The 10,881-nt window shown below is 71.5% G+C and carries 11 protein-coding genes; 7 read left to right on the forward strand and 4 right to left on the reverse strand.

Annotation, left to right across the window (positions count from 1 at the left end; genetic code table 11):
• Positions 1-122 precede the first annotated feature (122 nt).
• Both sigJ and ACBJ32_RS31790 read left to right on the forward strand, forming a co-directional pair.
• A complete protein-coding gene (gene sigJ, locus ACBJ32_RS31785) occupies positions 123-1,025 on the forward strand; it encodes an RNA polymerase sigma factor SigJ (RefSeq protein WP_375129846.1) in 903 nt (300 codons plus the stop codon).
• A gap of 20 nt (positions 1,026-1,045) precedes the next feature.
• Positions 1,046-2,239: a cytochrome P450 gene (locus ACBJ32_RS31790; RefSeq protein ID WP_375129847.1), complete on the forward strand. Its 1,194-nt coding sequence runs from the start codon at positions 1,046-1,048 to the stop codon at positions 2,237-2,239.
• Positions 2,240-2,299: 60 nt separating this feature from the next.
• Here ACBJ32_RS31790 and ACBJ32_RS31795 read toward each other — a convergent pair whose 3' ends face one another.
• The gene (locus ACBJ32_RS31795; RefSeq protein ID WP_357871359.1) at positions 2,300-2,962 is read right to left on the reverse strand and encodes a lytic polysaccharide monooxygenase; all 663 of its coding nucleotides are present in this window, start codon (positions 2,960-2,962) and stop codon (positions 2,300-2,302) included.
• A 296-nt stretch (positions 2,963-3,258) separates the two neighbouring features.
• Here ACBJ32_RS31795 and ACBJ32_RS31800 point away from each other — a divergent pair, with 296 nt between their 5' ends.
• Positions 3,259-3,834, forward strand: a complete 576-nt coding sequence (locus tag ACBJ32_RS31800) for a Uma2 family endonuclease (protein ID WP_375129848.1) — start codon at positions 3,259-3,261, stop codon at positions 3,832-3,834.
• A 57-nt stretch (positions 3,835-3,891) separates the two neighbouring features.
• Here ACBJ32_RS31800 and ACBJ32_RS31805 read toward each other — a convergent pair whose 3' ends face one another.
• The 3 genes from ACBJ32_RS31805 to ACBJ32_RS31815 are packed head-to-tail and all read right to left on the reverse strand — an operon-like array spanning position 3,892 to position 6,844.
• The gene (locus ACBJ32_RS31805) at positions 3,892-4,593 is read right to left on the reverse strand and encodes a response regulator (protein WP_375129849.1); all 702 of its coding nucleotides are present in this window, start codon (positions 4,591-4,593) and stop codon (positions 3,892-3,894) included.
• A complete protein-coding gene (locus ACBJ32_RS31810) occupies positions 4,563-5,681 on the reverse strand; it encodes a hypothetical protein (protein ID WP_375129850.1) in 1,119 nt (372 codons plus the stop codon). The genes ACBJ32_RS31805 and ACBJ32_RS31810 overlap by 31 nt, the downstream gene beginning before the upstream one ends.
• Positions 5,678-6,844 carry a hypothetical protein gene (locus tag ACBJ32_RS31815; RefSeq protein WP_357871347.1) on the reverse strand — a complete coding sequence of 389 codons (1,167 nt, stop codon included), beginning with the start codon at positions 6,842-6,844 and terminating at the stop codon, positions 5,678-5,680. Before ACBJ32_RS31815 ends, ACBJ32_RS31810 begins: the two co-directional genes overlap by 4 nt.
• 314 nt (positions 6,845-7,158) lie before the next feature.
• Between ACBJ32_RS31815 and ACBJ32_RS31820 the strand changes: the two genes are divergently transcribed.
• The 4 genes from ACBJ32_RS31820 to ACBJ32_RS31835 all read left to right on the forward strand — a co-directional run.
• Positions 7,159-7,989, forward strand: coding sequence for a protein phosphatase 2C domain-containing protein (locus ACBJ32_RS31820; RefSeq protein ID WP_375129851.1), 831 nt, complete (start codon positions 7,159-7,161; stop codon positions 7,987-7,989).
• A gap of 25 nt (positions 7,990-8,014) precedes the next feature.
• Positions 8,015-8,806: an SAM-dependent methyltransferase gene (locus ACBJ32_RS31825; RefSeq protein WP_375129852.1), complete on the forward strand. Its 792-nt coding sequence runs from the start codon at positions 8,015-8,017 to the stop codon at positions 8,804-8,806.
• Between the two features lie 100 nt (positions 8,807-8,906).
• Positions 8,907-9,896: an endonuclease/exonuclease/phosphatase family protein gene (locus tag ACBJ32_RS31830; protein WP_375129853.1), complete on the forward strand. Its 990-nt coding sequence runs from the start codon at positions 8,907-8,909 to the stop codon at positions 9,894-9,896.
• A gap of 172 nt (positions 9,897-10,068) precedes the next feature.
• The coding region (locus ACBJ32_RS31835; RefSeq protein WP_375129854.1) for a transposase at positions 10,069-10,881 on the forward strand (813 nt) is incomplete at its 3' end.

Raw genomic sequence — 10,881 nt, forward strand, 5'->3', positions numbered from 1 at the left:
GCTCCGGTACGTCCGACAGTGCTGCGGCCGGGAATGTGAGGTGACCGCCCCGGCCTCACAGTTCGCCGGGCCGTCTTGTCGAATGGGTGAAGCCCGACACGACCAAGGGAGTCAGCGACACGATGCCCACTCGACCCGATGCCGGACTGAGCGTGATCATGAGCGAGCGGCAGCACCTGATCAACCTCGGCTACCGGCTGCTCGGCTCGCTGGCCGACGCCGAGGACGTCGTCCAGGAGACCTACGCCCGCTGGTACGCGATGTCCCGCGAGGAGCAGGAGGCCATCGAGTCGCCCGGCGCCTGGCTGACGAAGGTGGCCGGCCGCCTGTGCCTCAACGTGCTCACCTCGGCCCGGGTCCGGCGCGAGACCTACGTGGGCGAGTGGCTGCCGGAGCCGCTGCCCGACCGTACGGAGTGGATGGGCGCCAGGCCGGGCGACCCGGCCGACCGGGTGACCCTCGACGAGTCGGTCAACATGGCCTTCCTCGTCGTGCTCGAATCGATGACCCCGGCGGAACGCGTCGCGTTCATCCTGCACGACGTCTTCCGCTACCCGTTCGCCGAGGTGGCCGAGATCGTCGGCCGCAGCCCGGCGGCCTGCCGCCAGCTCGCCACCTCCGCCCGCCGCCGCATCCGCGACGCGCACGCCCCCACGGCCCAGGAGACCCGGCAGGCCGGCATCGTCAGGGACTTCAAGCAGGCCTGGGAGGCCAAGGACATCGCCGCCCTCGTCGCGCTCCTCGACCCCGACGCCACGGTGACCGCCGACGGCGGAGGCATCGTCAGCACCCTGCTCCACCCGGTCGAAGGCGCCGAGCAGATCGTGCGCGGGCTGACCAAGTTCACCACGCTGCTACGGGACGTGACGATCCTGGAGCGTACGGTCAACGGCCGGCCCGGCCTGATCGTCCAGCGCGACGGCGTCACCGTGACGGTGTGCGCGTTCGACATCACGGACGACCGGATCAAGCACATCTGGGCCGTGCGCAACCCCGACAAGCTCCGGCTCTGGACGGCGTCCTGAGCCGGTCGAAAGGACGGACAATGGCACGAACGCTGGAATCGCCGCTGCACATGCGACGCGACGGTCTCGACCCGGTCGAGGCGCTGGCCAGGGCCCGCGACGGCGAGGGGGTGGTGCGGGTCGAGACGCCGTTCGGCATGCCCGCGTACCTGGTCTGCCGCCATGAGGACGTGCGCGCGGTGCTGGCGGATCCGGCCCGGTTCAGCAGCGCGCTGACGCCGATGCCGGGCGCCGCCGCGCTGGACGCCGGCGAGCGGGAGAGGCTGCGCGCGGGCCAGCTCATCGGGTTCGACCCGCCGGAGCACACGCGGCTGCGCCGGATGCTGACCGCGGAGTTCACGGTGCGCCGGATGCGCAGGCTGGAGCCGCGGATCGAGGAGATCGTGCGGGCGGCCCTGGACGATCTGGAGCGGGCGGGCAAGCCGGCCGACCTGGTGGCGCACTTCACGTTGCCCGTGCCGTCGCTGGTGATCTGCGAGCTGCTGGGGGTGCCGTACGCCGACCGCGCCGAGTTCCACGAGCGTTCGGCCCGCATGGTGGACGCGTCGCTGCCGGCCGAGGAGCAGGCCGCGGCCCGGCGGGAGGACCGCGCCTACATGGCCGGCCTGGTCGCCCGCGCGCAGGCCGATCCCGGCGAGGACCTGCTGGGCATGCTGGTGCGCGAGCACGGCGACGACCTGTCCACCGACGAGCTGATCGGCATCGCGAGCCTGCTCCTGCTGGCCGGCCACGAGACGACCGCGAACATGCTCGCCGTGGGCACCCTGGCCCTGCTGCGGCACCCCGAGCAGCTCGCGCTGGTCCGCGACGATCCGGCGCAGGTCGAGCCCGCCGTCGAGGAGCTGCTGCGCTGGCTGTCCGTCGTACAGGCGCTGCCGCCGCGCACGACCACCACGGACGTGGAGATCGCCGGGCACGCCATCCCCGCGAACTCGCTCGTCATCTGCTCCACCCCGGCCGCCAACCGCGACGGCGCCTTCATCGACGACCCCGACGCCCTCGACATCACCCGGGGAGCCGCCGGCCACCTCGCCTTCGGCCACGGCGTGCACCACTGCCTCGGGGCGCCGCTGGCGCGGATGGAGATGCGCATCGCCTTCCCCGCCCTGCTGCGCCGCTTCCCCGGCCTCGCCCTGGCCGACCCGGACGAGCAGCCCGCGTTCCGCGCGTCCAGCATCGTGTACGGCCTGAACGCGCTCCGCGTGACCTGGTGAACGGCCGGAGCGGCCCCGCCGTGGCGCGTTGCCCGGCGGGGCCGCTCGTGGGCGGGGCGGCTAGCTGAAGTTGACGTCGCTGCAGAAGTAGTACGTCTGGTCCATGTGCGAGGCCTTCCACACCGTGAAGACCACGTGGCGGCCGGTGCGCGAGCCCTTGCTCAGGCCCGTGATCGGGTACGTGTTGGCGGGTGCGTACCTGGGCGTGGTGCGGACCAGCTCCAGGTGGTTCCAGCCGAGCCGCGTGGTCGTCGCGTCGTAACCCTGGCGGGTGATGTACACGAGGATGTAGTCGGCCCCGTGGTAGGCCTGGTCGGTGAGGCGGATGTCGAACGTGCTGCCGAGGTTCGTCATCTTCCAGGCGCCGGGCGTGTCCATGGAGCGGTAGCGGCCGTCCTGCGTCTGGCCGGCGCTGCAGAGCTGGCCGTTGGGGATGACGCCCTGGTGGTTGCCGCCGACGCCGTCACGGTAGAGGCCGTTCCAGTTCCACATGGCGTTGGTGTTGTCCTGCCATGCCTGCCAGCACATGGGGTCCTGCTGCTGCATGGTGGGGTTCTGGAAGTCGCTGCCCCAGCGCAGCCAGCAGCCGTAGTTGCGGGAGGCCGGGTCGACGACCGAGCCGTGCGCCGAGGCGGTGCCGGTCAGCGGGACGGTGAAGATCATCGCCAGGGACATCAGCAGGATCAGGGCGCGCTTCGCCCGGCGGGGTGCTACTTGGGGCATGTGCGGTCTCCGTGTTTCCGGTCGGGGTTCCGGTGGTGAGGAGCGCTCCCGGTGGGGGACGGTATCTGACCGTCCGGGCGGGGCCAAGTGAGGGTGGTTGTCAGCGGCGGGCGGGACGGGGCGATGTCCCTGCTGAGCAGCGGAAAGGGCTTTCCGTGGATGGGTCACAGAGTTGAAAGTTTCAACCGGCGACCGCCTCGTCCGTTATGTAACGGCATCGAAACTTAAAGTGACGGAATTCGGGGAAGTAGCATGTGGGCGAGGGCGCGGCTCCCGACAATGGGTGGGTGACAACCATGGCAACGATCGAACCGCACAGGACGAACCCGTTTCTTCCGAGCGGCCGACCGTTCACGATCGACGATCTGCTCGAGCTCCCCGACGACGGGAACCGCTACGAGCTCTTCAACGGGAGCCTACTGGTGAGCCCTTCCCCCACCATCCTGCACCAGCTGGCGATATCCAACGTGATGTTCATCCTGCAGGCCGCAGCACCGCCCGACCTGGTGACCTTGACCGCCATCAACTTGCGCGTGTCGGACAAGGATGACTACATACCCGATGTCGTCATCGTGCCGAGAAGCTCGGTGAGGATCAGGCAGCTCATGTTCACCCCGCAGGACATGCTGCTCGCGGTGGAGATAGGAAGCCCGAGCACCCGCCTGCGGGATGAAGATCTCAAAGCCAAGGTCTATGCGAAGGCCGGCATTCCCACCTACTGGCGAATCGAGCTGGACGAAGGTCCCGTCCTCTACGTTCACGAGCTCAACGGCGACACCTACGGCCCGCCGACCGCCTACAAGGCCGGCACCGTAGCGGAACTGGCCAAGCCCTTCCCCGTCAGCTTCGACCCCGCCCAGCTTCTCGAATAGACCTGGACCCCGGCTCTGCCGGCCCCCTCCTGCCGGGAGCACCGAGGTCCAGGAGCATCATTCCTGCTGGTCAGCAGGCGTCTGAGCGGCCAACGAAGTGTAGACGGTCACCTCGTCAGGGCGGACCAGGCCGTCCTGGATGGCGCAGATGAGCAGCTTCTCCTTGGTGGGCGCGGGCCTTCCGGCCGCCGCGTATTTGACCCGCGCCCGGTCTATGTACTGCCGCACCGTCCGTTCCTTGATCCCCATGCGCGCCGCCACCGACGCCTTGGACATGGACTGGAACCAGTACAGCAGCGCCGCCCGCTCCTTGTCGGACAGCTGGGGCCGGTGAGGGCCCTCGTCGGTGGCGATGGCGTGGGCCATCGGCGGCGTGACGGTGGGCCGGTCGGCGGCCACCTCCAGGATCGTCTCCACGCAGGACTCCCTGGTCGCGCGGCCCTTGCCGATGAAGGCAGAGGCGCCGGCGTCCAGCACCTTGCGGACGATCTCGGGCTCCTCGTGCTCGGAGAAGACGATCACCCGTTGCCCGCCCGCGCACAGCTCGGCGACCCGGTCCACGACCATGGTGCCGTTGAGGTTGAGGTCGAGCAGCAGCACGTCGGCGGTCGTGCCGCGGACGGACTCGATGGTGGGGCCCTGCGCGACGAGCTCGACCGGGGTGGGCGGCGCGAACCACGAGCGCACGCCGTCCACCACGACCTGGTGATCCTCCACCAGGGCGACCGTCACCGGCCCTGCCAGATGCTGTTGACCCATACCTCACCTCCAAGCCGCTGGTAGCTGACGACGACCCCGCTGGCCTCCCGGACAGGGGTGGGGCTGATGGGCAGGTCCTCGTTGTCCGCCACGACCGCCACGCTGACCATCGTGGACATGGCGGACACGGTGACCCTGGCACGGCTCCTGGCGCCGTCCAGTGCCCTGACGGGCGCTCTGAGCAGGTCCTCGCGCACGCCGTCCGGCAGGGCGGGCAGCCGCTCGCCGAACGGCGGCGCCGTCACGAGGACCTGGCGCCGCTCGGCGGCGTCGATGCGCTCGCGCAGCACGGACACCAGCTCGTCCGGCACGTCCTCGCGCTCGGTGATGAGCCGCCGCAGGCGCATCGCGCCGGCCGTGCAGTCCTCGCGCACGCGCGGGTCGCCGGGGTCGGCGCCGTTGGCGAGCTGGGTGAGCAGCGACTCGGCGACGTCGCGGATGGCCTCGTAGCGGCGCAGCCGGTCGGCGTGGATGCGCTGGGCCGACTCGCGCCAGGCGTCGTCGGCGGCGAGCCTGCGGGCCAGCAGCACGGTCTCCTCGGCGCGGGTGCGCAGCAGGTGGCAACCCGCCATGTAGCCGAGCTGCATGGTGACGCCGCCGGCGATGACGACCAGGTACTTGGCGATGGAGACGCGGTCGAGCGCGCCCAGGACGGCCATGGCGGCCAGCATGATCCCGGCGTTCGCGGCCAGGAACACGATGATCTCGGTACGCCAGCGCGGCCGGCCCCAGGTCAGCATGACGCCGATCCAGCCGATGGAGCCCCAGCCCCAGTCGCTGATGCCGAGCAGTTCCTCGGGGCGGGAGGCCAGGATCACCGCGACGTCCACGGCGAGGGCGGCGAGGGCGAGCCCCAGGATGCGGTCAGGGCCGCGGGAGGTGTTCGACAGCGCGAGCGCGCCGACCACGAAGACGGCGGAGTAGAGCACCCAGGCGGCGAGGGCGACCCACGGCCAGCGGAAGGAGCTCCAGCCGGTGAGGGTGACGGTGAGGTCGTAGCCGAGGTGCCAGACGCCGGCGATGACGACCGCGCCGAGCGCGGTGTAGCGGGCGTAGCGGCGGGCGATCTGCTCGATCTCCTCGGTCATGGGCGCCACCACAGGCTCACCCGGGTGCCCCGGTCACCGGAGGAGATCTCCGCGCCGCCGTTCGGCAGGGAGCGCATCGTGTCGAGGATCGAGCCGCGCACGCCGAACCGGTCGGGCGGTAAGCGGTGCTGGTCGAAGCCGCGGCCGGAGTCGGCGACCTCGACCACGATCTCGCCGTCGCGCCTGCCGGAGACGAGCTCGGCCTCGCGGACGCCGGCGTGCAGGGCGACGTTCGCCAGGGCCTCGGTGACGGCGCGGGCGAAGCGCTCCGCGACGTCGCCGGGGACGGTCTCGGGGGTCAGGCGGCGGCGTACGTCGAGGCCGGCGGCCCGCCCGGCCACCTCGTCGAGCAGCGAGTCCAGGGCGATGGGAACGGAGCCGGCGTGCGGCTGGTCGCGCAGCTTCTCCAGCGCCGCCAGGTCGGTGGCGACCTGGTCGCGCAGGGTGGGCGACGGCTCGTCGTAGGTGCCGTGGCCGACCATGGTGAGCGTGTGCAGCGAGGTCTCGTGGATGCTGCCGACCTGGCGCAGCTCGTCCTCGCGGCGCAGCCGTTCCACCATGAGGGAGATCTGGGCGCGCGCGCTCTGCCGCAGGAAGGCGTCGGCCGAGGCGGCCGAGCGGCGCAGCAGCGTCATGAGCAGCACGATCGCGAGCAGCTGGACGAGGTGGATCCCGAGGGAGCCGTACGCGTCGTGGGCGGGCGAGGCCAGCCGCACGCCGGCCGCGAACGCCGCGGCCACGGCGAGCCCGACGGGGATCGCCGTCCTGGGTCGCCAGGTCACCCCGGCCATGACGACGGTCATCGTGACCAGCCCGTGCACCCAGCTCGACCCCGTGACGAGCGCCTCCACCGGCACGAGGTGGACCTGCGCCAGGCAGAGCGCGACAGTGATGGCCACATCACCGGCCACCAGCCAGTGGGGCAGCAGGTCCTTGCGCCAGAACACGCGCACGTACAGGAGCGTCGAGGCGAGGTGGATCAGCAGCATGGGCGCCAGCCACGAGGCGGAGACCGGCGCGACCGCCCCGAACAGGGCCGCCACGACCGCCACCGAGCCCACGGCGCTGCGTGCGCCCGCCCCCGTCCGCGCGACGGCCTTGGTCAGTTGCCTGGTGGCCGAGTCGTACCTCGTGTCGTATCTCGTGGAGCCGGTGAGAGCCATAAGCCGTCCGCACGCGATATGGGCACAGAATGGATCTCACGATAATGGCTAATAGAGCATGCGAAAGGGTTTCTTCCGCGCATGTCGCGGTTTTTGCGATGACGCGTGGCGTCGTGGGCCTCATTGTCGTCTTCCTCGGCTCTGCTGCGGTGGTCCCGCCCCAACCGAACCCTGCCCCGCGCCCCGCCCCGTGGCATGACGGCTGATCGGCCGTCAGGGTGCTACGACGGCCGAACGGCCGTCAGCCGCGTCCCTTCACAAGAGCGTGTACTAGGACGCGATGTGCCGCGGAGATCGCGGTGGGAGGGGACCTGATGACAGTGTTCGTGATCACGTTCCTGCTGGGCTGCCTGTCCGTGATGACGGTCAGGGGACGGCACGGGAACTGGCCGGCCGGAATGCCGGTGGCGCGACCGCGGCTGGTGGCGGTGGGGGGCACGTACGAGGGCGGGCAGGGGCGGCCGTCAGACGCGTACGTCGTCCAGGAACGGTTGATCGCGGCGGCCAGGGGTGTGGGCGGCGGGGATTCCGCCCAGGCGGCCGCCGCGCTGGCACTCGGCGCGGTCGTCGCGGCGCGCCCGCAGCACGGCGAGGAGGGGCTGGACGAGTGCGCGCAGGCGGCACACCGCGCCGTGCGGACCGCGACCCTGACCGGCCCGGCCCTGACCGGTCCGGCGGGGCCAGGTTCGGCGGGGCCAGGTTCGGCGGGGCCCGGTCCGGCGGGGCCCGAGCCGGCGGGGCCCGAGCCGGTCAGCACCCTGGACCTGGTCGTGCTGGAGCGGGCGGAGATCCCGCGGCTGCGCTTCGCGCATGTGGGCGACGGCGAGATCTGGCACTGCCCGAAGGGCGGGGAGCCGCGCCGGCTGACGACGCCGCACGCGTCCGGCGTCGGCCCGCCGACGGACGGGGCCGGCCTGCTCCCGGCGCTGACCCCGGAGATCGGCTCGGTGGTGCTGCGCCCCGGCGACCGCGTGGCGATCGTCACCGACGGGGCGATCAAGGCGCTGGGCACGGCGCGGATGATGGTGCTGCTCGCCGGAGGTGCGTCGCCGGCGGCCTGCCTGGACCGGATGTATGACGAGATGGCCGCCGCGGAGCCGAAGGGCGACGCGACGGTGATCATCGCCGAATTCGTGACGGCGTGACAGTCGCCTGACTTAAGATCGGCGTGTGACCGCACCGCACGGCATCAACCCGAACATCCCTCACTCCGCCCGCGTCTACGACTACTGGCTCGGCGGCAAGGACAATTTCGAGGCCGATCGCCGGGTGGCCGAGCAGACCATGGCCGCGGTGCCGGGGATCCGCGAGAGCGCCAGGAACAACCGGGCCTTCCTGGGCCGGGCGGTGCGCCACCTGGCCGACCTCGGCGTGCGGCAGTTCCTCGACCTGGGCACCGGCATCCCCAGCCAGGGCAACACCCACGAGGTGGCGCAGGAGCGGGCGCCGCAGTCGCGGGTGGTCTACGTCGACAACGACCCCATCGTGATGGCACACGCCCGGGCCCTGCTGACCAGCACGCCCGAGGGCAGGACGGCCTACATCGAGGCCGACGTCCGCGAGCCGCGCTCGATCCTCGAGCACCCCGACGTGCTGGCCACCCTCGACTTCACCCAGCCGATCGCCCTGGTCATGGTCGCGATCCTCATGCACATCCCCGACGCCGACGACCCCGAGCGGCTGGTCAAGACGTACGCGCAGGCCCTGCCGCCGGGCAGCTACCTGGTGCTCAGCCATCTGACGCTCGACCTCATCCCGCGGCAGGTGGCCGACGACTACCTGGAGGCGACGCGGTCGCAGGCGATGCACCGCACGCCGCGGACCGGCGAGCAGATCGCCCGCTACTTCGAGGGGTTCGATCTGGTCGAGCCCGGCCTGGTGGCGGTCTCCAAGTGGCGCGACGAGCCGCTCTTCCCCGACGAGACGGCCTGGATGTACGCCGGGGTGGGGCGCAAGCGCTAGCCGCGAACCTGAGGGCCTTCACAGGTTGCGCGGCGCCGTCTCCTGCCGAGCCGTTTAAGGTGCAAGCTGTGTATCGGATCGGGGACGACGGGACCGCGGCGTGAGCACGGCGGTCGGCATCGAGCAGGCCGGGGCCGGCGAGCAGCGGAAACCGAAGAGGCGGCGCAGGCGATGGTTCACCTGGACGGTCGCCGTGCTGTTGGCCGTGTGGGCCGTCGTCCGGATCGGCGGCTGGGAGCAGGGCTCCTTCCCGACCCAGCTCATGACCGTGACACCGTGGGGCGCCGGGCTGGCGGCGCTGACCGCGCTGGTGTCGCTGCTGCGGCGCAACCGGTGGGCGGCGCTCGTGGCCGCGCTGGCGTGCGTGGCGATGGTCGCGGTCGTGGCGCCGCGGACGATCGCCGCCGAGCAGCCCGCGGCCAAGGGGCCGGCGCTCCGGGTGCTGGCGGTCAACCTGTTCGGCCGGGGTGACGCGCGGACCGTGGTGGACTACGTCCGCCGCAACGACGTCGAGGTGCTCAGCGCCCTGGAACTGACCCATGCCGAGGCCGAGCAGCTGGACGCTGCGGGGCTGCGGCAGCTCATGCCGTACCGGGTGCTGCAGCCGGAGTTCGACGTGACGGGCAGCGGCATCTACTCCAAGTATCCGGTGACGGAGCTGCCCGGCCTGTTCACGCCGATCGGGCACAACATGCCGGCCGCCGCCGTGTCGCTGCCCGGAGGCGGGAAGATCGAGTTCGTGGCCGTGCACCCCAACCCGCCCCTGGGCCGCAAGGAGGCGGAGTGGAACGCCGCCCTGCGCGCCCTCCCCTCCCCCTCGCCGTCGGTGGTGCGGGTGCTGGCGGGTGACTTCAACGCCAGCCTCGACCACCGGGCCTTCCGCGACCTGCTGGACCGCGGGTACGTGGACGCGGCCGAGCAGGTGGGCAAGGGGCTGGTGCCGACGTGGCCGAACTTCCGCCCGATCCCGCCGATCATCTCCATCGACCACGTGGTGGCCGATCGGCGGGTGGCGGTGAGCCGGGTGGAGGTCCTGGACGTGCCGCGCACCGACCACCGCGGCGTCTTCGCCGAGCTCCACCTGCCCTGACCCGCGTTCACCCGGCAGCGTTCACCCGGCAGCGTTCACCCGGCCGCGTTCACCCGGCCGCGTTCTTCCGCCGCCTGGCGCGCGGAGTACGCGGCGAGGTCCGCTAGGAGACTTCTGATGATGTTGCTGGTCAGGCTTCCGATCATGTAGGTCGAGGGTCAGGCTGGGCAGCATGATGGGGCATCGTCCCGAGCGGCCGGTGGGGCCGGATGTATGGAGCACCTGCCGGGAGTTGATCCCGGCAGGCAGCGTGTACGCGTTCTTGGCCGAACATCGGGATGAGCTGTTGCCCGAGGAGATGTTCGCCGACCTGTATGCCGCGACCGACGGCCGGCCGAGTATCCCGCCGCAGGTGCTGGCGTGTGTGACGGTCCTGCAGGTGCTGCTGCACCACTCCGATCCCGAGGCTGCGCTGGCGGTGCGGTGTGATCTGCGCTGGAAGGCCGCCTGCGGGCTGGGCCTGCACGATCGGGGCTTCGACCCCTCACCGCTGGTGTATTTCCGGCAGCGGCTGCGCCGGTCCGGTGATCCGAACCGGATCTTCGCCCGGGTTGGCCAGGTGGCCGCGGCCAGCGGGGCCCTGCGCGGCCGGATGCGGCGAGTACTGGACTCGGCGGTGCTGGAGGACGCGGTCGCGACCCAGGACACCATCACCCAGCTGATCGCGGCGATGCGGCGGGCGGGCCGGCAGGTGCCCGGCGCCGCCCAGCTGATCGCCGAACGCTGCCAGGCCACCGACTACACCGATCCGGGTAAGCCCGCGATCGCCTGGAACGACGCCACCGCGCGTCAGGAGCTGGTCTCCGGCCTGGTCAACGACGCGCTCACCGTGGTGGAGGCATTCCAGGCGGCCGCCGTCGCCGGCGAACTGGGTGACGACGCGGCTGCGGCCCTGGCGCTGCTGGCGCTGGTGGCCGGCCAGGACGTCGAGCCGGCCGAGGGCTCCGACGGTTGCGACGGACGCTGGCGGATCGCCCGCAAGGTC

The organism is Nonomuraea sp. GTA35, assembly GCF_041950525.1.
Taxonomy (GTDB): Bacteria; Actinomycetota; Actinomycetes; order Streptosporangiales; family Streptosporangiaceae; genus Nonomuraea.

Excerpts from the sequence above, each read along its gene's own strand:
- ACBJ32_RS31795 (WP_357871359.1), bottom strand. The coding sequence starts at position 2,962 with ATGCCCCAAGTAGCACCCCGCCGGGCGAAGCGCGCCCTGATCCTGCTG.
- ACBJ32_RS31820 (WP_375129851.1), top strand. The coding sequence starts at position 7,159 with ATGACAGTGTTCGTGATCACGTTCCTGCTGGGCTGCCTGTCCGTGATG.
- ACBJ32_RS31815 (WP_357871347.1), bottom strand. The coding sequence starts at position 6,844 with ATGGCTCTCACCGGCTCCACGAGATACGACACGAGGTACGACTCGGCC.
- ACBJ32_RS31805 (WP_375129849.1), bottom strand. The coding sequence starts at position 4,593 with ATGGGTCAACAGCATCTGGCAGGGCCGGTGACGGTCGCCCTGGTGGAG.
- sigJ (WP_375129846.1), top strand. The coding sequence starts at position 123 with ATGCCCACTCGACCCGATGCCGGACTGAGCGTGATCATGAGCGAGCGG.
- ACBJ32_RS31790 (WP_375129847.1), top strand. The coding sequence starts at position 1,046 with ATGGCACGAACGCTGGAATCGCCGCTGCACATGCGACGCGACGGTCTC.
- ACBJ32_RS31800 (WP_375129848.1), top strand. The coding sequence starts at position 3,259 with ATGGCAACGATCGAACCGCACAGGACGAACCCGTTTCTTCCGAGCGGC.
- ACBJ32_RS31810 (WP_375129850.1), bottom strand. The coding sequence starts at position 5,681 with ATGACCGAGGAGATCGAGCAGATCGCCCGCCGCTACGCCCGCTACACC.